We start from the raw sequence: 23389 nt of genomic DNA on the forward strand, positions 1-23389 counted from the left end.
ACCAGCACCGGCAACACTATTTATCCAGGCTACTCACCGCCTGCCTGGCCGCAATCTCCTGCCCCGCCCGCGACAGCTCATCTGCCGCCTGCAACCAGCGCTGGCGATCCACCTGGGCCGGCAATTGCCGGGGTGGCTGCACCAGCACCGCCCAACTCCCCTGCTTCGCCCAGGCCGAGGCAAAATCGTCGAACGCCATGACCTGCCGCCGGTGCATGCCCGAGCGCAACAGTACCCGCTGCTTGTAGCGGTCATAACCGATCAGGACCGCATAGCGTGGCTCGGCCCACCAGGCCGAACCGTCTTCGTAACGCAGCAGCACCGGGTTGCCCGCCGCCACTTGGGTCAATAGCGCGTCCAGCTGTTTGTCCAGTGGGTACACCACCATGCCGTAGTCCCGCGCCACGCGGGGTATGCCGGTGTCCAGCGCCTCGGCCCCCTGCGGCAGGTTCAGCGGCTTGTCCAGCAGCCCCGGGGTGATCGGTGCACCCTGTTGCGACAGCACTGCCGCCAGGGCCATGGCCCCGCTATGGTTGGCGTTGCCACGGTAGAACGGCACGCTACTGATTTCGACCCGCTGCGGCAGGCCCTTGAGGTTGGCGGGCGGCGCGCTGGCACAGCCAGCCAGTGAAGCCGCCACGATAACGGCAGCCAGCAACCGACGGTGAGCGGTCTTGAAGGAATGTTGCGGCATGGACACTCGCTTGCTTCAACGCCAGGCAGGCAGCGCCCGGCTCTGGCAAACGATCATAGGTCCCACAGCGGCGCGGGTATAGTCCGACAGCGGCTTGGAGCGAATCGGACCAAGAGATAGACCTTTGTTCGATGGAACGTCACAGGCGAAGGGCTAGACTAAAGCAGTGTCTGGAAGGCAAGCACTGGCCAATCGAGGGCTTGCCGTAGAGATGGAGGCACAAATGAGCCTGACCCTGGCAATCCTCATGCTGGTAGGCATGTGGCTGAGCGTCGCAGCCGCCATGCTATGGGGCGTACTGCGTATCGTGCGGCGTCATGCACACCATCACCACCTGCCACCTCAGGCGCCGCCCAAGCCACAGCCCATGCGGCGGGCGCGGCGGCATGCCGGGGTGCACTGACACTGGATTTGATCAAGACTGGGAACGGGGCGCCAGGCGCCCCGTCGTTACATCAGCCTTCAGTCGCTTCACGCTTCAACCGCGCCCGACGCGCCAGGATGTTGAGGATCTCGATCACCGTCGAGAACGCCATCGCCGCATACACATAACCTTTCGGTACATGGGCGCCAAAGCCTTCGGCGATCAGCGTCATGCCGATCATGATCAGGAAGCCCAGGGCCAGCATCACCACGGTCGGGTTGTCATTGATGAAGTTCGCCAGTGGGTCGGCGGCCACCATCATCACGATCACGGCAGTGATCACGGCAATGATCATGATCGGCAAGTGCTCGGTCATGCCCACGGCGGTGATGATGCTGTCGACCGAGAAGACAATGTCCAGCAGCAGAATCTGGAAGATCGCTGCAGCAAAGCCCAGGGTAACCGTCGAGCCGAGCTTGGCTTCTTCCTTGGCGCCGTGTGGGTCGACGTTTTCGTGGATTTCCTTGGTCGCCTTCCACAGCAGGAACAGGCCACCGGCAATCAGGATCACATCCTTCCACGAGAAGGCGTTGCCAAGCACTTCGAACACCGGGTCGGTCAACTGCACGATCCAGGCCACCGTACTCAGCAAGGCCAGGCGCATGATCAGGGCCATGCTGATACCGATACGCCGCGCCTTGGATCGGTACGCGACCGGCAGTTTGTTGGTCAGGATCGAGATGAAGATCAGGTTGTCGATGCCCAGTACAACTTCCATGGCGACCAGCGTAGCCAGGGCAATCCAGGCGGTAGGGCTAGCGGCGAGTTCCAGCAAATATTCCATTGTTCAGATCCTGCAGCGGCGGTTGGGGTCAGATTTCCTGGGTTTCTTCTTTCTTTTCGGCATCCTTGGGCTTTTGCCCTTCGGTGCCGATGGCATCGCTCAACGCTTGCTGGGCGGCCTTGTTGGTGTCGTCGATGGCCTGCTTGGCCGATTGCGCTGCCTGGTCGAGCATTTGCTGGGCGGATTTCTCGGCTTGGTCGCAACCGGCCAGGGTGAACAGGGCCAAGGCCAGTACCAGCGGCGTGCCGATGGATTTGAATTGCAGCATGGGTTCCTCGCTTGTCGATATTCCGGCGGCGCACAGGGCGCCTGATGGAGGTGAATTCTAGACAAGGCAATACATCAGGAAAATTCGTATTTTCAGCGGTTATACTTCGGTTTTTACGAATCTGGAACACACCGATGCTTAACTATCGGCAGTTGCACTACTTTTGGGCGGTGGCCAAGACCGGCAGCATCGCCCGCGCCAGCGAGCAACTGAACCTGACCCCGCAAACCATCAGCGGGCAGATAAGCCTGTTCGAACAAACCTACGGTCTGGAATTGTTCCAGCGCGTGGGCCGGCAGTTGGAACTGACCGAAACCGGGCGCCAGACGCTGGTCTATGCCGAACAGATGTTCCAGCTGGGCGGTGAGCTGGAGGCCATGCTGCGCGCTGGCCCACAGGAGCAGATCCTGTTCCGGGTGGGCGTTGCCGACGTGGTGCCCAAGTCCATTGTGTATCGTTTGCTGGCACCGACCATGGAGCTGGACGATGTGCTGCGCATCAATTGCCGCGAAGACAAGCTCGAGCGGCTGCTTGCCGACCTGGCGATCCAGCGCCTGGACCTGGTGATTTCCGACAGCCCCATGCCGAACAACCTGGACATCAAGGGCTACAGCCAGAAGCTTGGCGAGTGCGGGCTGAGCTTCTTTGCCACCCCGGCGCTGGCCCAGCGTCACGGGGGGGCCTTCCCTGCCTGCTTGCAAGACGCTCCACTGTTGATTCCCGGCCAGGAAACCGTTGTGCGCAGCCGTCTGCTGCGCTGGCTGGGGGAGCAACACGTACAGCCGCGGATTGTCGGCGAATTCGATGACAGCGCGTTGATGCAGGCGTTCGGTCAGTCCGGCAGCGGGATATTCGTCGCCCCCAGCGTCATTGCCGAAGAAGTGTGCCGCCAGTACGGCGTGCGGCTGATCGGGCAGACGGAAGCCGTTCATGAGTCGTTCTACGCGATTTCGGTGGAGCGCAAGGTCAAGCACCCGGGGATCGTGGCCATTACCGAGGGCGCGCGCCGGGAGTTGTTTCACTGGTGAGCCCGCAGAGGTCGGCGCAGGACTGCACTGCGCTTATGGTAAAGTCCGCCCCTTTCCAGAATTCGAGACGCTGCTGCACATGACCCCTGTCTTCCGCTTCCTCAACCGCACCAGCCTGGTGGCGCAAATTGTCATCGGCCTGCTTGCCGGCATCGCCCTGGCCCTGCTGGCGCCCAGCGTGGCCCTCGACCTGGGCTTCTTTGGCAAAGTGTTCGTCAGCGCCCTCAAAGCGGTGGCGCCCGTGCTGGTGTTCATCCTGGTCATGGCTTCGATCGCCAACCACCGTCATGGCCAGGAAACCCACATTCGCCCGATCCTCTGGCTGTACCTGCTGGGCACCTTTGCCGCAGCAGTAGTGGCCGTGTTCGCCAGTATGCTGTTTCCGTCCAACCTGGCACTCAGCGCCTCCGAGGCTGCGCTGAGCGCGCCTGGTGGTATCAGCGAGGTGCTGCTGAACCTGCTGCTGAGCGCAGTCGACAACCCGATCAACGCCCTCCTCAATGCCAATTTCATCGGCATACTGACCTGGGCCATCGGCCTGGGCATAGCCCTGCGTCATGCCGGTGAAACCACTCGCACCGTGGTCGACGACCTGTCCAACGGCGTAACCTTGATTGTCCGCGTGGTCATCCGCTTCGCCCCGCTGGGCATCTTTGGCCTGGTCAGCGCTACCCTGGCGCAATCCGGCCTCGACGCTCTGCTCGGCTACCTGCACCTGCTGGCGGTGCTGATTGGCTGCATGCTGTTCGTGGGACTGGTAATGAACCCGCTGATCGTGTACTGGAAGATTCGCCGCAACCCTTACCCGCTGACCCTGCTGTGCCTGCGCGAAAGCGGCATTACCGCATTCTTCACCCGCAGTTCGGCGGCCAACATTCCGGTCAACATGGCACTGTCGGAGCGCCTTGGCCTGCATGAAGACACCTACTCGGTGTCAATCCCGCTGGGTGCGACCATCAACATGGCCGGCGCGGCGATCACCATTACCGTGCTGACCCTGGCGGCAGTGCATACCTTGGGTATTCCGGTAGACCTGCCTACCGCCGTGCTGCTCAGCGTGGTGGCGGCAGTGTGTGCCTGCGGTGCTTCGGGTGTGGCGGGTGGTTCGCTGCTGCTGATACCGCTGGCGTGCAGCCTGTTTGGTATCCCCAGCGAAATTGCCATGCAGGTGGTGGCGGTGGGCTTCATCATTGGCGTGCTGCAGGACTCGGCCGAGACGGCGCTGAATTCCTCGACCGATGTGCTGTTCACCGCAGCGGCCTGCCTGGCTGAAGAGCGGCGTAACGCTTGAGGTTGCCGGGGCCGCTTTGCGGCCGATCGCGGCACCAGCCCGCCCCTACAGGAGAGCGCATTGCTCTGTAGCGGCGGGCTTGCCCTATCAAGACGCAGATGATTGCTTAAGCCAGGCGCTTTACCTAGGCTAGTGGCCTTTCCCCAGCAATGAGACAGGGCCATGTCAGAACACGAAACCGTCGGCGAAGGCCGCTTCACCAGCATCGAGATTCGCGTGCTCGGCGCGTTGATCGAAAAGCAGGCCACCAGCCCCGAAAGCTACCCGCTGACCCTCAATGCCCTGGTCCTGGCCTGTAACCAGAAGACCAGCCGCGAGCCGGTGATGAACCTGACCCAGGGCCAGGTCGGCCAGGCCTTGCGCGCCCTTGAAGGGCAGGACATGACCCGCCTGCAGATGGGCAGCCGCGCCGATCGCTGGGAGCAACGGGTGGACAAGGCACTGGAGCTGGTGCCGGCGCAACTGGTGCTGATGGGCCTGATGTTCCTGCGCGGCCCACAGACCCTCAACGAACTGCTGACCCGCAGTAACCGCCTGCATGACTTCGACGACACCGAGCAGATCCAGCACCAGCTGGAGCGCCTGATCTCTCGTGACCTGGCCTTGCACCTGCCACGCCAGGCCGGCCAACGCGAAGACCGCTACACCCATGCCCTGGGCGACCCGGCAGAGATCGAGGCGATCCTCGCTGCACGTCAGCACGAAGGTGGCGCCCGCAGCGCTGGCGGCAGTGTGTCGGAAGACCGTATCGAAGCCCTCGAAGCCCGCATCGCTGCGCTGGAGGCACGTTTGGCCGAACTGGAAGGCTGAGCCGTCACGGCTCGGGGTCGGGGAAATGGCGGCAGCTCTTGCGCTCGGCCAGTTCCCGGTCACTGGGGCGCTGGTCGACGAACACGGTGCGGCCGTCGGCGTAGATTTCCAGGTAGCCCCAGTGCAGGTCCTGCTCTTGCTGACCGGGCTTGGGGGGGACTAGCCACCAGGGTTCGCGGCTGATCAGGGTCATGGGTGTGATTCCTGAGAGGATCTGCACTAATCATAGACACCCCTCGGGTTCTTCTTTGCCTGGACCCGCCCTTTCGCGGCCGCTCCTACAGGGATTTACACAGTATTCAAAACTGCGCAGTACCTGTGGGAGCGGCTTTAGCCGCGAAGAGGCCGGTACAGGCTTATGCCGGTGCCGAAGTACGGATCAGGTGATCGAAGGCCGCCAGCGAGGCCTTGGCCCCCTCTCCCACCGCAATCACGATCTGCTTGTACGGCACAGTCGTCACGTCACCCGCGGCGAACACACCCGGGATGCTGGTCTGGCCCTTGGCATCGACCATGATCTCGCCACGCGACGACAGCTCGACAGTACCCTTCAGCCAGTCTGTGTTCGGCAACAGGCCGATCTGCACGAAGATACCTTCCAGCGCCAGTTCATGCTGCTCGTCCGTGGAACGGTCCTTGTAGCGCAGGCCGGTCACCTTTTCACCATTGCCCAGCACCTCCGTGGTCAGCGCACTGGTGATCACTTTCACGTTTGGCAGGCTGTGCAGCTTGCGTTGCAATACCGCATCGGCACGCAGCTGGCTGTCGAACTCGATCAGCGTCACTTGGGCAACGATACCGGCCAGGTCGATGGCCGCTTCCACGCCCGAATTGCCGCCACCGATCACCGCCACGCGTTTGCCCTTGAACAGCGGGCCGTCACAGTGCGGGCAGTAGGCCACGCCGCGTGCGCGGTATTCCTGCTCACCCGGCACGTTCATTTCGCGCCAGCGAGCCCCGGTGGCCAGGATCACGGTCTTGGCCTTGAGCGAAGCACCGCCAGCCAGGCGAACTTCGTGCAGACCGCCATCGATAGCCGGGATCAGCGCTTCGCCACGCTGCAGGTTCATGATGTCGACATCGTATTGCTTGACGTGCTCTTCCAATGCCGTGGCCAGCTTCGGCCCTTCGGTTTCCTGCACCGAGATGAAGTTCTCGATGGCCAAGGTGTCCAGCACTTGGCCACCAAAACGCTCGGCAGCGACACCTGTACGGATGCCTTTGCGTGCTGCGTAAATGGCAGCTGCCGCGCCAGCGGGGCCACCGCCGACCACCAGCACGTCGAAAGCGTCCTTGGCGTTGATTTTCTCGGCCTGGCGGGCACCGGCGCTGGTGTCGATCTTGGCGAGGATTTCTTCCAGGCCCATACGGCCCTGGCCAAAGATTTCGCCGTTCAGGTAAATGCTCGGCACCGCCATGATCTTGCGCGCTTCCACTTCAGCCTGGAACAGCGCACCGTCGATGGCCACGTGACGCACGTTGGGGTTCAGCACCGCCATCAGGTTCAGCGCCTGGACCACGTCCGGGCAGTTCTGGCACGACAGCGAGAAGTAGGTTTCGAAGGTGAACTCGCCTTCCAGCGCCTGGATCTGCTCGATCACTTCGGCACTGGCCTTGGACGGGTGGCCACCGACTTGCAGCAGCGCCAGTACCAGAGAGGTGAACTCGTGGCCCATGGGTATGCCGGCGAAGCGCAGGCTGATGCCGTTGCCATTCAGGTCAGCACCCGGGCGGTTCAGCGAGAACGATGGGCGACGGGCATCGGTACCGTCCGCGCTGAAGGTAATAAGGTTCGACAGGCCGGCGATTTCCACCAGCAGGTCGTGCAATTCGCGGGACTTCGCGCCGTCGTCGAGGGAGGCAACGATCTCGATCGGCTGGGTGACCCGCTCCAGGTAGGTTTTCAGTTGCGATTTAAGCGTGGCGTCCAACATACGGGCGATTCCTTTTTCAAAACTCGGATACAAAAACGCCCAGGCGATGTCGCCCGGGCGCTTTTACGGGGCGGTAGGTACTTCAGCTTTGGCGGCTGGTTACCGCCCGCGGGGTGCGCATGACCTTAGATCTTGCCTACGAGGTCGAGCGATGGCGCCAGAGTGGCTTCGCCTTCTTTCCACTTGGCCGGGCAAACTTCGCCTGGGTGGGCGGCAACGTACTGGGCAGCCTTCACTTTACGCAGCAGTTCGGCAGCATCGCGGCCTACACCACCGTCGTTCAGTTCGACGATCTTGATCTGGCCTTCCGGGTTGATCACGAAGGTACCGCGATCGGCCAGGCCGGCCTCTTCGATCAGCACGTCGAAGTTGCGCGAGATGACGTGAGTCGGGTCACCGATCAGAGGGTATTCGATCTTGCCGATGGTGTCGGAAGTGTCGTGCCAGGCTTTGTGGGTGAAGTGGGTGTCGGTGGACACACCGTAGATTTCCACGCCCAGTTTCTGGAATTCGGCGTAGTTGTCGGCAAGGTCACCCAGCTCGGTCGGGCAGACAAAGGTGAAGTCGGCCGGGTAGAAGAACACGACGGACCACTTGCCTTTCAGGTCGGCTTCGCTGACCTGCACGAACTCGCCTTTGTGGTAGGCGGTGGCGTTGAACGGTTTGACCTGGCTGTTGATGATTGGCATGAGAGACGCTCCTTCATGGGGTTGGAATCAGTTGATGGATAGAATCCTAACTAATCATCCCGCTGATGGCTCATTGGCAAAGCTCATGCTTGTGATTGGTTTTGGCTATAACCGGTGTTTATTGATAGAAGGGAATGGGCTGAGCAAAGGATTGCGAAGTCTGTAGCGGTACAAGGAGGGCCAAGCCCAGGTCCTCTCACGGTGGTCGCTATCGTGGCCTGCATGAGGACTTTCATCGTGCGTCTGAATGTCATGCCTCAGAACGGGCACATCATAGGGCGACTTGGTGCTACGGCAGCCTGGAAGTACAACGTAAATCCAGAATGCTGCGCGAACGGCGTGGAAGCGGGCTTGCCCAAGGAAACCGACGCCGTGGTGCATGGCACGGGCTTCGCCCGTGTTCGCGGGACAAGCCCGCTCCCACAGGGGATCGCGCTGGATTCTAGAAATTGAGCAAGCCAGGTGTTTCCCCAGGTACTGCATCAGCCTCAAGCCTGCGGGGTACCTGTGGGAGCGGGCTTGCCCCGCGAAGCATCCACCACAGTGCATGGCACCGGCTCCGCCGGCTTTCGCGGCAAAGTGCTCCCACAGGGATCGCGCTAGATTCGCGGTCAGCGGGTAGCGGTGCGCATGGTCACGAACTCTTCAGCCGCCGTGGGGTGCACGCCGATGGTTTCGTCGAACTGCTGCTTGGTTGCACCGGCCTTCAGGGCAATGCCCAGGCCCTGGATAATCTCGCCAGCGTCAGGGCCGACCATATGGCAGCCCAACACCTTGTCGGTCTCGGCATCGACCACCAGCTTCATCAGGGTCTTTTCCTGAATGTCGGTCAGGGTCAGCTTCATGGCGCGGAAGCGGCTTTCAAACACCTGCACCTTGTGCCCGGCCTCCAGTGCCTGCTCCTCGGTCAGGCCAACGGTACCGATTGGCGGCTGGCTGAACACTGCGGTCGGGATGTTCTGGTAGTCAACCGGGCGATACTGCTCCGGCTTGAACAGGCGCCGCGCAACGGCCATGCCCTCGGCCAGGGCCACCGGGGTGAGCTGCACACGGCCGATCACATCACCAATGGCCAAGATCGACGGCGCGGTGGTTTGGTACTGCTCGTCAACCCGGATATAGCCGCGCCCATCCAGCTCGACACCGGTATTCTCCAGGCCCAGGTCGTCCAGCATCGGGCGTCGCCCAGTGGCGTAGAACACGCAGTCGGCGACCAACTCGCGACCGTCCTTGAGGGTGGCCTTTAGGCTGCCATCCTCCAGCTTGTCGATACGCTGGATATCGGCATTGAACTGCAGGTCGAGGCCACGCTTTTCCAGTTCTTCCTTCAGGTGTGTGCGCACCGAACCATCGAAGCCGCGCAGGAACAGGTCGCCACGGTACAACAGTGTGGTGTCGGCACCCAGCCCCTGGAAGATACCGGCGAACTCGACGGCGATGTAGCCGCCACCCACCACCAACACTCGCCGAGGCAGGTCCTTGAGGTAGAAGGCTTCATTCGAGGTGATGGCCAGTTCCTTGCCCGGGATGTCCGGCACTTGCGGCCAGCCACCGGTAGCGATGAGGATGTGCCCGGCGCTGTAGCGCTCGCCGTCCACTTCTACCTCGTGGTCGCCGGTAAGGCGCGCATGGCCCTGCAGCAGGGTCACCCCGCTGTTGACCAGCAGGTTGCGGTAAATGCCATTGAGGCGCTCGATCTCGCGGTTCTTGTTGGCAATCAGGGTGCCCCAGTCGAAATGCCCTTCTTCCAAGGTCCAGCCGAAACCTGCAGCCTGCTCCAGTTCGTCGGCAACATGCGCGCCGTACACCAGCAGCTTTTTCGGCACACAACCGACGTTGACACAGGTACCGCCCAGGTAGCGGCTTTCGGCCACTGCCACTTTTGCGCCAAAACCGGCGGCAAAGCGCGCCGCGCGCACGCCGCCGGACCCGGCACCAATCACGAACAGATCAAAATCGTAGGCCATGTATTCACTCTCCTAGGCAGGCGCCCAGCATAACGCACTGGGGCCGCTTTGCGACCCTTCGCCGGCACGCCCGCTCTCACAGGGTTACGCAACCTTGAAGGCTTGCACAGTACCTGTAGAGCGGGAATGCCCGCGAAGGGCCGCAACGCGGCCCCAGTTATCAACGCTGATACGAGTAGCGGCTTACTCAGTAAGCCTTACCAGTCTTGTAGTAGTTCTCGAAGCAGAAGTTGGTCGCATCGATGTAGCCTTCGGCACCACCGCAGTCAAACCGCTGGCCCTTGAACTTGTAGGCGATTACGCAGCCGTTTTGCGCCTGTTGCATCAGCGCATCGGTGATCTGGATTTCGCCGCCCTTGCCTGGCGGAGTGTTCTTGATGATGTCGAAAATGTCCGGGGTCAGGATGTAACGACCAATGATCGCCAGGTTCGACGGTGCATCTTCCGGCGCAGGCTTCTCGACCATGTTGGTGACACGGTAAATGTCGTCACGGATCATGTCGCCGGCAATGACGCCGTACTTGTTGGTTTCCTGCGGATCCACTTCCTGAATGGCGATGATCGAGCAGCGGAACTGGTTGTACAGCTTGACCATCTGGGTCAGCACGCCGTCACCTTCCGGATTGACGCACAAGTCGTCCGCCAGCACCACGGCAAACGGCTCGTCACCGATCAGCGGGCGACCCGTGAGGATAGCGTGCCCCAAGCCCTTCATTTCGGTTTGACGGGTGTAGGAGAACGAGCACTCATTGAGCAGGCGACGGATACCGACCAGGTATTTTTCCTTGTCGGTGCCCTTGATCTGGTTTTCCAGCTCGTAGCTGATGTCGAAGTGGTCCTCGAGCGCGCGCTTGCCGCGACCGGTAACGATGGAAATTTCGCTCAGACCCGCATCCAATGCTTCTTCAACGCCATACTGGATCAGTGGCTTGTTGACCACCGGCAGCATTTCCTTGGGCATGGCTTTGGTAGCAGGCAGGAAACGAGTGCCGTAACCGGCTGCCGGGAACAAGCATTTCTTGATCATATACGTCCTTACAAAAGGCTAGGCCTGTGGAATTCGGCGCAGTCTAATCAGGCGGCACGCACCTTACAATGCCTCACCTGTGGCCGACCGATGGGAAGATAGAGATAACCCAGTGTAGATAGTTCCGGGGGATCGTAAATATTGCTGTCATACATGACCGGTGGATGACAGCACAAGCCTCTGTGCCGGCCCCGCGGCGTGTGAGCCCTGGCGGAGGCCGGCACAGATACGCATCAGTGACCAGCCCCTTGCCCGATCAGCACCCCATCGACCTCTTGACCATACAGGTTCACCCCATCGTTGGCATGAAACTTCACCCGCGTCTTCTCGATGGAGCCTTCGACCAGCCGCGGGTCCTGTGGACGCTCATGGCGGTTGATCCACGCCGCCACGTCCCAGGCCTGCTCGTCGCTCAGGCTGCCCGGCTTGCCCAACGGCATGTTGTGCTTGATGAACGAAGCGGCGGTGTTGATACGGTGCATGCCAGCGCCCCAGTTGTAGGAATCCTTGCCCCACAGCGGTGGCATCACGTACTCGCCAGCCACTTTCTGCCCTTCGCCGTTGTTGCCGTGGCAGATCGCACACTGCTCAGCGTAAACCTGCTGGCCGCGCTTGAAGTCATGACCGCCCTTGGGCTGCGCCACCTCGGGGTAGCCACGCCCGGCAATTTCCACACCGGTCGGCGCCTTGGTCGACAGCCAGTATGAATACACCGCCAGCGCAGTCATTTGCGGGCTGTCGGCGGCTGGCGGCCTGCCGTTCATACTGAACTGGAAGCAGCCCTGGATACGCTCGGCAAAGGTGTTGACCTTGTCGTTTTTCTTGCGGTACGCCGGGTACATCGGGTAAGCACCCCACAGCGGTGCAGAATGCGCGAGGCGCCCCTGGTCGAGGTGGCAATTGCTGCAGTTCATTCCATTGCCCACGGCTTCGGGCATCAGCCGGCGGGTGTCGACGAAAAGAGCATGCCCTTCGCGCACCATCTTGCCAAAGGCATTGTCAGGCAGCTCGCGCTCAGCGGGCGGCACGAACCGTGGCGGCGCCTGCACGCCGGGCACCCTCAGCTGCGATTGGTCTTCCATGGCAATGGGCGCGGCCTGAGGGCAACTCACGACCAGCAGCAACAAGGCGGGAATCGTCGCTCTCATGGCTTGACCTCCTGGCTGGCGGGGCGGGCGAAGAACTCGGCAACGGCCTTGACCTCGTCTTCGGTCATGGCCTTGGCCACGCCGACCATCAACTGATTGGGGTCATTGCGGCGGCTGCCGTTGCGCCAGGCATCAAGCTGCGCCACCAGGTAACTGGCGGGCTGGCCGGTCAAGGGCGGGAAATGCTCGCCCACCCCGCCACCACCGGGGCCGTGGCATTGCACGCAGCCGGGAATCTGCCGGTTCCAGTCGCCGTAAAGGGCCATGCGGGTGGTGGGGTCATCAGCAATCTGCTGCCGGCGCAGATCGCCAGCGGGGTCTGCGGGCAGGCTGGCCAGGTAGGCACTGACGGCGGTGATTTCCTCTTCGCTCAGGGCCTTGGCCAGCGGCTCCATCACCGGCTGCTTGCGGGTGCCACTGCGCCAGTCGTGCAATTGCTTGCTGAGATACCCTGCCGGAAGCCCGGCCAAGCGGGGGAAGCCGGCAGCGGCAATGCCCTTGCCGTCCGGACCATGGCAGCCCAGGCAAGCCATGGCAGCGGGGTTGGCCCCGCCCTGGGTGAAGATTTTCTGGCCATCGGCAGCATGCGCCACCGGCCAGGCCAGGATCAGCAGACTGCCGATCACTGCGCATCTCAACGGTACCATCACGACGCTCCTTTTCTTTTGTTATATGTTTAGGCTTAAAACATATAAGCAAAGAAAGGAGGGGCCGTTGCCTCAGATCAACTTCCGGAGATGCACTGGGTAGCGGCAGTGCGCACATCGCCCAGGCGCAGCGGGAAATTGTTCAGCCGCTCATGCAGCTTGATACTGCTGCCGCTACCACGCTTGTCGATGTCCACCAGTGCGGCCGGGCCAGCACCTGCGGTGAGTTTCTGCGGCACGACCAGTCGCAGGCCGTCGCCACGCTGCTCTTCGACCAGCGGGTCACGGGTATCGGCCAGCTTTTGCTTGATGCAATCGGCGTAGGCGCGCGGGCTCTTGCCAGAGATCACGTCCATCGTTTCATGCGACTGTTCCAGCTCGGCAACACTTACACAGCCGCCCAGCGTTAGCGACAACGCCGCCACCATCCACTTCATTTGCAGCACCTCTGCCATCAAGAATACGCTTCGACCACCGCCAGGCGGTTTTGCTCCCTGCTTTGGCAGATTTATCTACGCCTGGCGAACAGCGCGGCAGTGTAACGGCACATCGTGGTATCGTTTGCGTTTGCAGATACAGACCTTGCGGAGCATCACATGAAATTCGTACACCAGCGCGAGCACCTCAACGAGGACGACATCGTCGTCATCGAGTGCTCCCAGCGCTGCAATATCCGCCTGATGAACGACGCCAATTTCCGCAGCTTCAAGAACGGCGGCCGTCATACCTACCACGGCGGCCATTTCGAAAAGTTCCCGGCGAAGATCACCGTGCCCAGCACCGGTTTCTGGAACATCACCATCGATACCGTAACCACGCGCCCGATCTCGGTAACCCGCAAGCCGACCCTGACCCACAAGATCAAGATCATCCGTCGTTCGTCGTCGAAACTCAGATAAGGCCACCATGACCCAGACCATCAAGTACGTCATCAAATACAAGCTCGACGGCCAGCGCCGCTGGGATTTCGCACTGATGCCCGATGCCTCCCAAGCGCAAGCGCTTGAGGCCCTGCGCAAGATTCACGGCGAAGACGCCGACAAGATCAGCGACATCCAGGTCAGCAAGGCCCTGTAGCAGCCGCCACAAGCGCCCGTCGCCGCACCGTTCGCCCCACGCAAGGAGTATCGCATGAGCCACTGGCCCAACCGCCGTATCCTCGACCTGCTGGGCGTCGAACTGCCCATTCTGCAGGCGCCCATGGCGGGCGCGACAGGCTCGCCCATGGCCGTTGCCGTGGGCTTGGCCGGTGGGCTGGGCGCCCTGCCCTGCGCCATGCTGAACGGCGAACAGGTGCGCGCCGAGATCGCAGCGTTCCGCGCAGGCTGCCCGGGGCGCCCGCTGAACCTGAACTTCTTCTGCCATCAGCCGCCAGCGCCGGACGCCGAGCGTGATGCGCGCTGGAAGCAGGCGCTTGAGCCTTATTACGAGGAAGTGGGTGCCGACTTCGCAGCGCCAACACCCGTGTCCAACCGTGCGCCATTCGACGAGCAGAGCTGCCAGTTGGTCGAAGAACTGCGCCCACAGGTGGTGAGCTTCCACTTTGGCCTGCCCCAAGCCGCGCTGCTGCAGCGGGTCAAGGCCAGCGGCGCCAAGGTACTGTCCAGTGCCACTACCGTGGAAGAAGCGGTCTGGCTGGAACGCAACGGCTGCGACGCAATCATTGCCATGGGTTATGAAGCCGGTGGCCATCGCGGCATGTTCCTTAGCGATGACATCACCAGCCAGATCGGCACCTTCGCCTTGGTGCCCCAGGTGGTCGATGCCGTCAGTGTGCCCGTGATTGCTGCAGGTGGCATTGGCGACCACCGCGGCCTGGTGGCCGCACTGGCCCTGGGCGCCTCTGCCGTGCAGATTGGTACGGCGTACCTGTTCTGCCCCGAGGCCAAGGTTTCGCCAGCCCATCGCCGGGCGCTGGACAGCGCGCCTGCCAGCGACACGGCGCTGACCAACCTGTTCACCGGCCGCCCAGCGCGTGGCATCAACAACCGCATCATGCGTGAGCTGGGGCCAATGAGCGCACTGGCGCCACGTTTCCCGCTGGCGGGTGGGGCATTGATGCCATTGCGGGCGATCACCGATCCGCTGGGTAACAGTGATTTCAGCAACTTGTGGTCGGGCCAGGCACTGAGATTGGGGCGGCATATGCCGGCTGAGGCGCTGACTCGGGAAATTGCTGCAAACGCACTGATCTCGCTTGGCCAGTAAGCCGTGTTCTTGAACAGGCCGGGCATCATCAAGCACCTTCCCGACAATTGGCCTATCGCTATATAGTTGAAGATATAACGATAATCCCAAGGAGCTGTCTTCATGCGTATCCGCCCTTCACACCTGGCCTTCACCGCCCTGGCCAGCCTGTTCATCTTCAACTCTGCCTGGGCCGATGAAGTCCAGGTCGCGGTCGCAGCGAACTTCACAGCGCCAATCCAGGCCATTGCCAAGGACTTCGAGAAGGACACCGGCCACAAGCTGGTCGCCGCCTACGGCGCCACCGGGCAGTTCTATGCCCAGATCAAGAACGGCGCGCCGTTCGAGGTGTTTCTCGCCGCCGACGACAGCACTCCGGCAAAGCTTGAAGAAGAAAAGGAAATCGTCCCCGGCTCGCGCTTCACCTATGCCGTAGGCACCTTGGCCCTGTGGTCGGCGAAGGACGGGTATGTAGATGCCAAGGGTGAAGTATTGAAGAAGAACGCATTCAACCACCTGTCCATTGCCAACCCCAAAGCGGCACCGTACGGCCTGGCCGCCACGCAGGTGCTGGACAAACTCAAGCTCACCGACGCCACCAAAGGCAAGATCGTCGAGGGCCAGAACATCACCCAGGCCTTCCAGTTCGTCTCCACCGGCAACGCCGAACTGGGCTTCGTGGCCCTCTCGCAGATCTACAAGGACGGCAAGGTGACCAATGGCTCGGCCTGGATTGTGCCGTCCAACCTGCACGACCCGATCCGCCAGGACGCCGTAATCCTTAACAAAGGCAAGGACAATGCGGCCGCCAAGGCACTGGTCGAATACCTCAAGGGCCCGAAAGCCGCAGCGGTGATCAAGTCCTACGGTTATGAAATCTGATGCCCCTGGATGCCAGTGACCTGGGAGCGATCTGGCTGACCATCAAGCTGGCCAGCCTCACCACCTTGATCCTGCTGATCATTGGCACGCCCATCGCCTGGTGGCTGGCGCGCACGCGCTCATGGCTGCGCGGGCCGGTGGGCGCGTTGGTGGCGCTGCCGCTGGTGCTGCCACCGACGGTGATCGGGTTTTATCTGCTGATCGCCCTCGGCCCGCACGGCTGGCTCGGTCAGGCCACCCAGGCGATGGGCCTGGGGACTGTGGTGTTCAGCTTCACCGGCCTGGTAATCGGTTCGACCGTGTATTCCATGCCCTTCGTGGTCCAGCCGCTGCAGAACGCCTTCGGCGCCATCGGCCAGCGCCCGCTGGAGGTGGCGGCAACGCTGCGCGCCAGCCCCTGGGACACCTTCATCCATGTTGTGCTGCCGTTGGCTCGCCCAGGCTTCATTACCGCCAGCATCCTTGGCTTCGCCCACACCGTGGGCGAGTTCGGTGTGGTACTGATGATCGGTGGCAACATCCCCGACAAGACCCGCGTGGTTTCGGTGCAGATCTTCGATCACGTCGAAGCCATGGAGTACTCGCAAGCCCACTGGCTGGCCGGTGCCATGCTGGTGTTCTCTTTCCTGGTGCTGCTCCTGCTGTACGCCGGGCGCCGTGGCAAAGCTGGCTGGAGCTGAAATGACTGCATCGATAGTGGCCCGCCTGAAGCTGGCGCGCGACGATTTTACCCTGGACGTAGACCTGCACCTGCCCGGGCGCGGTATCAGCGCGCTGTTCGGCCATTCCGGTTCAGGGAAGACCAGCTGCCTGCGCTGCCTGGCCGGGCTGGAACGCGCCGCCAGCGCCTACATCGAGGTCAACGGCGAGGTCTGGGAAGACAGCAGCCGTGGCTACTTCCAGGCACCCCACCTGCGGCCGGTGGGCTACGTGTTCCAAGAGGCCAGCCTGTTCCCGCACCTGTCGGTGCGCGGCAACCTGGAGTTCGGCTGGCGGCGGGTGGCCGCCGCCGAACGCAAGGTCAGCCTCGACCAGGCCTGCCAGTTGCTGGGTATCGGCCACCTGCTGGCGCGTCGCCCCGCGACGTTGTCCGGTGGCGAAGCGCAGCGCGTGGGCATTGCCCGCGCCCTGCTCAGCAGCCCGCGGCTGTTGTTGATGGACGAGCCGCTGGCGGCCCTCGATGGGCCGCGTAAACGCGAGATCCTGCCCTATCTGGAGCGCCTGCACGACGAGCTGGACATCCCGCTGGTGTATGTCAGCCACGCCCAGGATGAAGTGGCGCGGCTGGCCGACCACCTGGTGTTGCTTGAGCAAGGCCAGGCGATCGCCAGCGGCCCGATTGGCGAAACGTTGGCCCGCCTCGACCTGCCTCTGGCCGAGGGCGACGACGCCGGGGTGGTGTTCGAGGGCATGGTGGTGGGCCACGACCCCCACTACGACCTGCTTGACCTGCGCCTGCCCGGCAGCAGTGGGCCGCTGCTGCGCATTGCCCACCCGGCGCATGTGATGGGCAGCAGCCTGCGGGTCAAGGTGCAGGCCCGCGACGTCAGCCTGGCACTGTCGGCAGACAGCCTTTCAAGCATTCTCAACCGCCTCCCGGTGCGGGTGCGCGAGAGCCGTCCGGCTGCCAACCCGGCGCATGTGCTGGTCAGCCTGGATGCCGGCGGCAATGCCCTGCTTGCACGCATCACCCGCTTCTCGGCCGACCAACTCGGCCTGCATCCTGGCCAGGCGCTGTTCGCCCAGATCAAGTCGGTGGCCTTGCTGGGCTGAGCATCCTCTGCCCGCGTGTTGTCCATAGATCAGTGATCTTGATCGAGGCCAGCCGCCCATGCTCGACTGCCCCCTACCACGCAGCCTGCACTACGTCGACGACAGCCAACCGGGCCTGACCCGGCGCCGCTGGCGCGAGCGATTCATCTATCTGGATACCGATGGCCAACGGGTACGCGACAAGGACACCCTTGCGCGGATTGCCGCGCTGGTCATTCCCCCGGCCTACACCGATGTATGGATCTGCGCCGACCCGCAAGGTCACCTGCAAGCCACAGGCCGCGATGCCCGTGGGCGCAAGCAGTACCGCTACCACGCTCAATGGCGTGAACTGCGCGACCAGCACAAGTACGGGCGCATGCTGGCCTTCGCCCAGGCCCTGCCCAAGCTGCGCGCACAGCTGGAAGCCCACCTGGCACGACCAGGCCTGGACCGGGAAAAGGTCATGGCGCTGGTGGTAAGCCTGCTGGACCATACCCTGATCCGCATTGGCAACCAGCGCTACCTGCGCGACAACCAATCCTACGGCCTGACCACCCTGCGCAACCGCCACGTGCAGGTCAAAGGCAGCACCATTCGCTTTCAGTTTCGCGGCAAACGCGGCGTCGAACACAACGTCACCCTCAACGACCGACGCCTGGCCAACCTGCTCAAGCGCTGCATGGAGCTGCCCGGGCAGGCACTGTTCCAATATCTGGATGAAGACGGCCAGCGCCACAGCGTAGGCTCTGCCGAGGTCAACCAGTTCCTGCAGCAGCTGACCGGCGCCGACTTCACCGCCAAGGACTACCGCACCTGGGCCGGCAGCAGCCTGGCACTGGACTTGCTCAGGCCTTTGGCCTGGGAGCCTGAAACCGAGGCTAAACGGCAGGTCGCCGCCATCGTCCGCCAGGTGGCTACGCGGCTGGGCAATACCCCGGCAGTGTGCAGGCGTTGCTACATCCACCCGGCGGTGCTTGAGCACTATGCCCTGGGGCGCCTGGCCGACCTGCCGAAAAACCGTATTCGCAAAGGCCTGGACCCAGAAGAAGTGGCATTACTGTTATTTCTTCAGGCACTTGAGGAACAGGACGACCATTAAGCCTGTCTATTTACCCCATGATGCGAAGAAATTTCCCATTGGTCGCCAAGCGCCCTATTCTTGCCATCGAGCACCTTGACCGACAAACCGCTGACGGTTTGCTTCGGCACCTGCAAGTGAAAGCACGCAACAGAATTTTTCTGTCGGGGAATTACTATCCGCCGAAAGCGTCTTTAATGAGAAGGAAGAGGGACCAGCTCCCGCCGCCGTGGCAACTAGCCCAGCGGTCTTTTATATCACCAAGGAGAACTACATGCTGATACTCACCCGTAAGGTTGGCGAAAGCATCGTCATCAACGATGACATCAAAGTCACCATTCTGGGCGTCAAAGGGATGCAGGTGAGGATTGGTATCGATGCACCCAAGGATGTGCAGGTACATCGCGAAGAAATCTTCAAGCGCATCCAGGCCGGCAGCCCAGCCCCGGAGAAGCACGACGACTCGCACTGAGCCACCTTCCTCTAAGTGCATGGATGCGCTCGACCGCCAGCCTCAGGTGCTCAGTAACTGGCCCACCTTGGCGATCATCTCGTCCATGTCGAACGGCTTGTCGAAGATTGCGGCAAACAGGGCCGGGCATCCTTGGCTGGCCTGGGCGCCGCTCATGAGAATGATCGGCAGTTCGCACAACGCCGGATCTTCGCGCATGGCCCGCGCCAGCTCTTCGCCATTGAGCAGCGGCATCATGTAATCGGTAATCACCAACTGCACGCGCTTTTCCTTCAGCACCTCCAGTGCCTTGCTGCCGTTGCTGGCCTTTTCCACCAAATAGCCTTCATCCTCCAGGGCAAAACCAAGGATGTCGGCAATCAGGTACTCGTCATCGACGATCAGGATGGTATTCATCGGCCTGCCTGTCACCCGCTCCCTGGCGGCGTCGGCGTCCCCGAAAGCACCCCACAGGCGCCTTCGAACGCTTTGCGCAAGGCGATGCCCTGCGGCTGGATCAGCAGCTCATGCAAAGCCGGGTCATGGTGGCTGTCGCGCACCTTGAGGATCGACAGCATGCGCCGCAGTTGCGAATCCAGCTCGACAAAGCGCATCAGCATCAGGTTGTCGACGATGCTCGACAGGTCCGGGGCCGGGGCGCTGATTTCCGAGCCGAAGATATCGCGCATTTCCCAGGTCAGCATCACGCTCACATCACGCGCGCGCAACTCCCCGGTCAGTGCGCGGAAAAACGCGTTCAGCCGCGCCGGGTCAATGGCCAGGCGGCTGAATGCACCGAGGCTGTCGATCAGCACGCGCTTGGTGCCCTGCGCCGCGACCCGTTCGAGCAGCCGCGCACCGACTTGGTCGAGCAGGCCCTCGGTGGTGGGCTGCCAGCACAGCTGCAGGCTGCCGGCCTGTTCCATCGCGGCAAAATCGTAACCCAGCGACGCGGCCTTGCTGCGCAAGCGTTCAGGCGTTTCGTAAAAACCGAAATGCAGCCCAGGTGCCTGTTGGGTGCTGGCGCCGAGAAAGGCCAAACCCAGTGAGGTCTTGCCAATTCCCGAAGGCCCGATCAACAGGCTTACCGACCCCGCGGCCAGGCCGCCGTCAAGCATTTCGTCAAGGGTTGGGACGCCGCTGCTGATGCGTCCGAGGCCAGCGCTGCCCAGCTGGCTGGGGTGGCTGAACAGCGCTTCCAGGCGCGGGTAGACGTGCATGCCAGCCTCATCGATGAGGCATTCGTGGCGCCCCGACAAGGCGGCACTACCACGGGTCTTGCGTAGCTGGATATGACGCACCGCGCGGCTGCCGAGCAATTGTTCACCCAGCTCGATCACCCCGTCGACCATGGTATGTTCTGGGCTACCCTCGTCCAGCCGGGCGCTGGTCAGCAAGAGTACGGTGCAGCCTGCGAAAGCCGCATGCCCCTGCAGTTCGGAGACGAATTTCTTGGTGTCGAGGGCGGTTTCCGCGCGCACTCGGGCATTGAGCACGCCATCGACAATCAGCAGGCTGGCCTGCTGCCGGGCGATTTCCTGGCGCAGCAACCGGACCACGGCGTCCAGCCCGTCCTGCTCCAGTGTGTCGAAAGCGCTGACGAACTGGATCTGGTCACCGACCAACGCCGGGTCGAAGAAATCCAGGGTGGCCAGGTACTGGAACAGGCGCTCGTGCGATTCACTCAGCAAGGTGGCCACCAGCACCCGGCCACCGCCACGCACATGCCCACAGGCCAGTTGGTTGGCGAGGATGGTCTTGCCGGCTCCCGGGGGGCCCTGAATGATGTAAGAGGCACCGGCCACCAGGCCACCCCTGAGCAACGCGTCGAGCCCGTCGATCCCCGTCACCAGCCGCCTGAGTACTTGTGCCATGGTGTCTACCTGTTGGGTTGGCTGTCTGTCTGATCCTGATACATTGGCAAGTAAAGCTGCATGCAAGTTCCGCGGCCGGGTTCGCTGTCGACACAAATCGCGCCACCACTCTGCCTGGCGAAGCCATACACCTGGCTAAGGCCAAGACCAGTGCCTTTACCGAAGGGCTTTGTGGTGAAGAATGGCTCGAAGATACGCGGTATTACATCGGCGGGTATACCCTCGCCGCTGTCCTGGACCTGGAAACGCACAAAACTCCCCAGCAGCCCATCGACCTCCCCAGTCAACTCAACCCCATCGACCGTCAAGGCAATCTCGCCTTGCCCTGTGATTGCGTCCCGGGCATTGAACAACAGGTTGAGCAAGACCATCTGCAACTGCCCGGCATCCACCTCGATCAGTGGCAGGTCCGGTTGCAGCAGCACCTTGAGCTTGATCGAACCTGGCAACGCATGCTCCAGCAGGCCTCGGGTCGCGGCAACCAGGTCTGCCGGGGCAACGCTGGCGACATCGAGTTTGCGGTGGCGGGCAAAGCTGAGCAGTTGCTGGGTCAGTTCGATACCACGCTGCCCGGCTTCGAGGATGTGTTGCAGCATGCGCTGGGTGCGCGCCGGATCCTGAGTGGCCAGCGCCAGGCGCGCTGAGCTCATGATGATGGTCAGCATGTTGTTGAAGTCATGTGCCAGGCCACCGGTCAACTGGCCCAGGGCTTCAAGCTTCTGCGCCTGAAACAGCTGGGCGCGCACGGCGTCCAGTTGCAACGCTGACTCACGGCGGTCAGTGATGTCGCGGGTTACCTTGGCCAGGCCGATGATCTGGCCATTGTCATCACGGATCACATCCAGCGCGGCCAAGGCCCAGAACTGCGTGCCATCTTTGCGTACCCGCCAGCCTTCGTCCTGTGCCACGCCCTGGTCCAAGGCCTGGCGCAGCAGGTGGTCGGGGCGGCCGTCGGCACAATCCTGCGGGGTGAAGAACAACGAAAAATGTTGCCCGATCACCTCATCGGCGCGGTAACCCTTGATCCGTTGCGCGCCCGCGTTCCACGACACCACATGGCCGGTTGGGTCAAGCATATAGATGGCGTAATCCACCACCGACTGAACCAACTGTTCATAGCGGTGGGCAGGCATGATGGGGTGGTTGAGGCAATCAGCTGAAACCATGAAGACTCCACTGGCACAGCAGGAGGGACAAAATGAACGTAGCGCAGCATACCCGGCAACGACCACGCTTGCGACAACAGGCTTTCAGGGGTGCAGTTCCATCAGCACCGGACTGAGCTGCGCGCCTCTCCCTGTGTCATCGCCAACCGCTGTTGGATCCAAGAAAAAGGTCACAGTGGCGTAATGACAGCAAGGTGTCAATTGCCCCTACGATCGGCCCTTCACTGTGTTGATCATAGGCGCTGCGGTTGACTCAACTATAACAATGGGTTATAAAGCCCGCTTGATTGCGAAGCCCTTCTACTTAGAAGCGAGCTGGTCGTTGCGACCCCTTCAAGCGTGCGAGTGTGGTGGAATTGGTATACACAGCAGACTTAAAATCTGTCGGCGTGAGCCTTGCGGGTTCGAGTCCCGCCACTCGCACCAAACTTCCTTGAAAAGGCGCCCTTGCGGCGCCTTTTTGCTGCCTGCCGGCAATGTCTTGCGCAGCTGCTAGAGTGGAGCTTGAACTCGTCCACTGGAACGCCACCATGCGCTACTCCCTGTTCGATGGTCAACGCGACATCATTATCCTGCTTGCTCGCGTACTGCTGATGATCCTGTTCGTCTTGTCTGGCTGGGCCAAGCTCACCGGTTTTGAAGGTACGGTCGGCTACATGACCTCACTGGGTGCCCCTGCCCCGATGCTGGCCGCAGCGGTTGCCGTGCTGATGGAGTTCATCGTCGGCATCCTGCTGATCCTCGGCTTCTACACACGCCCACTGGCTTTCCTGTTCGCACTGTTCGTGCTGGGCACGGCGCTGCTTGGCCACCCGTTCTGGAACATGATCGACCCCGAGCGCAGCGCCAACATGACCCAATTCATGAAGAACATGGCCATCATGGGCGGCTTGCTGCTACTGGCCGTGAGTGGTCCGGGGCGTTTCTCGGTGGACGGGCGCTGAGTCAATCGTCTTCGCAGTCATCGTACCAGGCTGGATGATCGCGCTCCTCTTCGTCGAGGTCATCCAGCGTCTCCTCGTCTTCCTCTATTTCATCCTCGGCACCCTGTGCATCGGCCTCGGCATCCATGCCATCGTACAAAAACTCATGATCAAGCAAGTGATCGTGCTCAGGTTCGTGCAGGTCGTCTTCGTCGTTCATGCTGGCTCCTGGGTTGATGGCAGGCCTGTATAGGCGCTTGAGCATGCCGGGTCAATGCGTTATCGCTTAATCCTGGGTTAACGGGGCGGGCCCAGTCTGCAGGCTCTCCCTTCAAACGTTGTTTGCCCGCCTTCATGGCGGG

28 protein-coding genes and 1 tRNA gene are annotated in these 23389 nt (G+C 62.0%); 14 read left to right on the top strand and 15 right to left on the bottom strand.

Annotated features, from left to right (window positions below; genetic code table 11):
- Nucleotides 1-16: 16 nt before the first annotated feature.
- Nucleotides 17-694: a peptidase C39 family protein gene (locus OO258_RS14165; protein WP_266031054.1), complete on the bottom strand. Its 678-nt coding sequence runs from the start codon at nt 692-694 to the stop codon at nt 17-19.
- A 223-nt stretch (nt 695-917) separates the two neighbouring features.
- Between OO258_RS14165 and OO258_RS14170 the strand changes: the two genes are divergently transcribed.
- Complete coding sequence (locus OO258_RS14170) at nt 918-1097, top strand: hypothetical protein (protein WP_266031055.1); 180 nt, start codon at nt 918-920, stop codon at nt 1095-1097.
- Between the two features lie 52 nt (nt 1098-1149).
- On the opposite strand, the gene OO258_RS14175 is transcribed toward OO258_RS14170, so the two are convergent.
- Nucleotides 1150-1902, bottom strand: coding sequence for a TerC family protein (locus OO258_RS14175; protein WP_266031057.1), 753 nt, complete (start codon nt 1900-1902; stop codon nt 1150-1152).
- Nucleotides 1903-1930: 28 nt separating this feature from the next.
- Nucleotides 1931-2170: a hypothetical protein gene (locus OO258_RS14180; protein ID WP_266031059.1), complete on the bottom strand. Its 240-nt coding sequence runs from the start codon at nt 2168-2170 to the stop codon at nt 1931-1933.
- 134 nt (nt 2171-2304) lie between these two features.
- Here OO258_RS14180 and nhaR point away from each other — a divergent pair, with 134 nt between their 5' ends.
- The 3 genes from nhaR (at nt 2305) to OO258_RS14195 (ending at nt 5299) form a co-directional block, all read left to right on the top strand.
- Nucleotides 2305-3198 carry a transcriptional activator NhaR gene (gene nhaR, locus OO258_RS14185; protein WP_266031061.1) on the top strand — a complete coding sequence of 298 codons (894 nt, stop codon included), beginning with the start codon at nt 2305-2307 and terminating at the stop codon, nt 3196-3198.
- A 79-nt stretch (nt 3199-3277) separates the two neighbouring features.
- Nucleotides 3278-4489, top strand: coding sequence for a serine/threonine transporter SstT (sstT, locus tag OO258_RS14190; RefSeq protein ID WP_266031062.1), 1212 nt, complete (start codon nt 3278-3280; stop codon nt 4487-4489).
- Between the two features lie 162 nt (nt 4490-4651).
- Complete coding sequence (locus OO258_RS14195) at nt 4652-5299, top strand: YceH family protein (RefSeq protein ID WP_266031064.1); 648 nt, start codon at nt 4652-4654, stop codon at nt 5297-5299.
- A 4-nt stretch (nt 5300-5303) separates the two neighbouring features.
- Here OO258_RS14195 and OO258_RS14200 read toward each other — a convergent pair whose 3' ends face one another.
- From OO258_RS14200 to OO258_RS14235, 8 genes are all read right to left on the bottom strand, one after another.
- Entirely contained in the window at nt 5304-5492 is a 189-nt protein-coding gene (locus tag OO258_RS14200; protein WP_266031066.1) for a hypothetical protein, read from the bottom strand.
- 163 nt (nt 5493-5655) lie between these two features.
- The gene (gene ahpF / locus OO258_RS14205) at nt 5656-7233 is read right to left on the bottom strand and encodes an alkyl hydroperoxide reductase subunit F (protein ID WP_266031067.1); all 1578 of its coding nucleotides are present in this window, start codon (nt 7231-7233) and stop codon (nt 5656-5658) included.
- Between the two features lie 125 nt (nt 7234-7358).
- Nucleotides 7359-7922 (bottom strand): alkyl hydroperoxide reductase subunit C, encoded by a 564-nt coding sequence (gene ahpC, locus OO258_RS14210; RefSeq protein ID WP_003250537.1) that lies wholly within the window; start codon nt 7920-7922, stop codon nt 7359-7361.
- A 611-nt stretch (nt 7923-8533) separates the two neighbouring features.
- On the bottom strand, nt 8534-9889 hold the full coding sequence (gorA, locus tag OO258_RS14215; protein WP_266031069.1) for a glutathione-disulfide reductase: 1356 nt from the start codon (nt 9887-9889) through the stop codon (nt 8534-8536).
- A 187-nt stretch (nt 9890-10076) separates the two neighbouring features.
- Nucleotides 10077-10916: a UTP--glucose-1-phosphate uridylyltransferase GalU gene (gene galU, locus OO258_RS14220; protein ID WP_110743902.1), complete on the bottom strand. Its 840-nt coding sequence runs from the start codon at nt 10914-10916 to the stop codon at nt 10077-10079.
- A gap of 233 nt (nt 10917-11149) precedes the next feature.
- Complete coding sequence (locus tag OO258_RS14225) at nt 11150-12064, bottom strand: c-type cytochrome (RefSeq protein WP_266031072.1); 915 nt, start codon at nt 12062-12064, stop codon at nt 11150-11152.
- Nucleotides 12061-12711, bottom strand: coding sequence for a c-type cytochrome (locus OO258_RS14230; protein ID WP_266031074.1), 651 nt, complete (start codon nt 12709-12711; stop codon nt 12061-12063). The genes OO258_RS14225 and OO258_RS14230 overlap by 4 nt, the downstream gene beginning before the upstream one ends.
- A gap of 77 nt (nt 12712-12788) precedes the next feature.
- Complete coding sequence (locus OO258_RS14235; protein WP_266031076.1) at nt 12789-13148, bottom strand: hypothetical protein; 360 nt, start codon at nt 13146-13148, stop codon at nt 12789-12791.
- A 159-nt stretch (nt 13149-13307) separates the two neighbouring features.
- On the opposite strand from OO258_RS14235, the gene OO258_RS14240 reads away from it, so the two are divergent.
- The 8 genes from OO258_RS14240 to csrA all read left to right on the top strand — a co-directional run bounded on the left by OO258_RS14240 (nt 13308) and on the right by csrA (nt 19085).
- Nucleotides 13308-13610, top strand: a complete 303-nt coding sequence (locus tag OO258_RS14240; protein ID WP_003250918.1) for a DUF1883 domain-containing protein — start codon at nt 13308-13310, stop codon at nt 13608-13610.
- Nucleotides 13611-13617: 7 nt separating this feature from the next.
- Nucleotides 13618-13788 carry a hypothetical protein gene (locus OO258_RS14245; protein ID WP_165944137.1) on the top strand — a complete coding sequence of 57 codons (171 nt, stop codon included), beginning with the start codon at nt 13618-13620 and terminating at the stop codon, nt 13786-13788.
- Nucleotides 13789-13842: 54 nt separating this feature from the next.
- Nucleotides 13843-14919, top strand: a complete 1077-nt coding sequence (locus tag OO258_RS14250; RefSeq protein WP_266031079.1) for an NAD(P)H-dependent flavin oxidoreductase — start codon at nt 13843-13845, stop codon at nt 14917-14919.
- 102 nt (nt 14920-15021) lie between these two features.
- Nucleotides 15022-15780: a molybdate ABC transporter substrate-binding protein gene (gene modA / locus OO258_RS14255; protein ID WP_266031081.1), complete on the top strand. Its 759-nt coding sequence runs from the start codon at nt 15022-15024 to the stop codon at nt 15778-15780.
- Nucleotides 15780-16460 (top strand): molybdate ABC transporter permease subunit, encoded by a 681-nt coding sequence (gene modB, locus OO258_RS14260; RefSeq protein ID WP_110743896.1) that lies wholly within the window; start codon nt 15780-15782, stop codon nt 16458-16460. Before modA ends, modB begins: the two co-directional genes overlap by 1 nt.
- 1 nt (nt 16461) lies before the next feature.
- Nucleotides 16462-17553 (top strand): molybdenum ABC transporter ATP-binding protein, encoded by a 1092-nt coding sequence (modC, locus tag OO258_RS14265; RefSeq protein ID WP_266031084.1) that lies wholly within the window; start codon nt 16462-16464, stop codon nt 17551-17553.
- A 58-nt stretch (nt 17554-17611) separates the two neighbouring features.
- Entirely contained in the window at nt 17612-18634 is a 1023-nt protein-coding gene (locus OO258_RS14270; protein WP_266031086.1) for a DNA topoisomerase IB, read from the top strand.
- A gap of 253 nt (nt 18635-18887) precedes the next feature.
- On the top strand, nt 18888-19085 hold the full coding sequence (csrA, locus tag OO258_RS14275; RefSeq protein WP_004375914.1) for a carbon storage regulator CsrA: 198 nt from the start codon (nt 18888-18890) through the stop codon (nt 19083-19085).
- Between the two features lie 42 nt (nt 19086-19127).
- Here the strand turns inward: csrA and OO258_RS14280 are convergent, their stop codons facing one another.
- Genes OO258_RS14280 through OO258_RS14290 form a run of 3 tightly spaced genes read right to left on the bottom strand, consistent with a single transcriptional unit; the run spans nt 19128 to nt 22104 of the window.
- On the bottom strand, nt 19128-19481 hold the full coding sequence (locus OO258_RS14280) for a response regulator (RefSeq protein WP_110743893.1): 354 nt from the start codon (nt 19479-19481) through the stop codon (nt 19128-19130).
- 11 nt (nt 19482-19492) lie between these two features.
- Nucleotides 19493-20938, bottom strand: a complete 1446-nt coding sequence (locus OO258_RS14285) for an ATPase domain-containing protein (protein ID WP_266031089.1) — start codon at nt 20936-20938, stop codon at nt 19493-19495.
- Between the two features lie 5 nt (nt 20939-20943).
- Complete coding sequence (locus tag OO258_RS14290) at nt 20944-22104, bottom strand: two-component system sensor histidine kinase NtrB (RefSeq protein WP_266031090.1); 1161 nt, start codon at nt 22102-22104, stop codon at nt 20944-20946.
- A gap of 341 nt (nt 22105-22445) precedes the next feature.
- Here OO258_RS14290 and OO258_RS14295 point away from each other — a divergent pair.
- Together OO258_RS14295 and OO258_RS14300 are read left to right on the top strand one after the other, a co-directional pair.
- Nucleotides 22446-22530: transfer RNA gene (locus OO258_RS14295), tRNA-Leu, on the top strand.
- A 104-nt stretch (nt 22531-22634) separates the two neighbouring features.
- The gene (locus OO258_RS14300; protein ID WP_110743890.1) at nt 22635-23048 is read left to right on the top strand and encodes a DoxX family protein; all 414 of its coding nucleotides are present in this window, start codon (nt 22635-22637) and stop codon (nt 23046-23048) included.
- 1 nt (nt 23049) lies between these two features.
- On the opposite strand, the gene OO258_RS14305 is transcribed toward OO258_RS14300, so the two are convergent.
- Nucleotides 23050-23247: a hypothetical protein gene (locus tag OO258_RS14305; RefSeq protein ID WP_110743889.1), complete on the bottom strand. Its 198-nt coding sequence runs from the start codon at nt 23245-23247 to the stop codon at nt 23050-23052.
- Nucleotides 23248-23389: the final 142 nt, after the last annotated feature.

Origin of the sequence: Pseudomonas sp. DCB_BI, from assembly GCF_026240995.1 — a bacterium.
In the GTDB taxonomy this organism is placed as follows: Bacteria; Pseudomonadota; Gammaproteobacteria; order Pseudomonadales; family Pseudomonadaceae; genus Aquipseudomonas.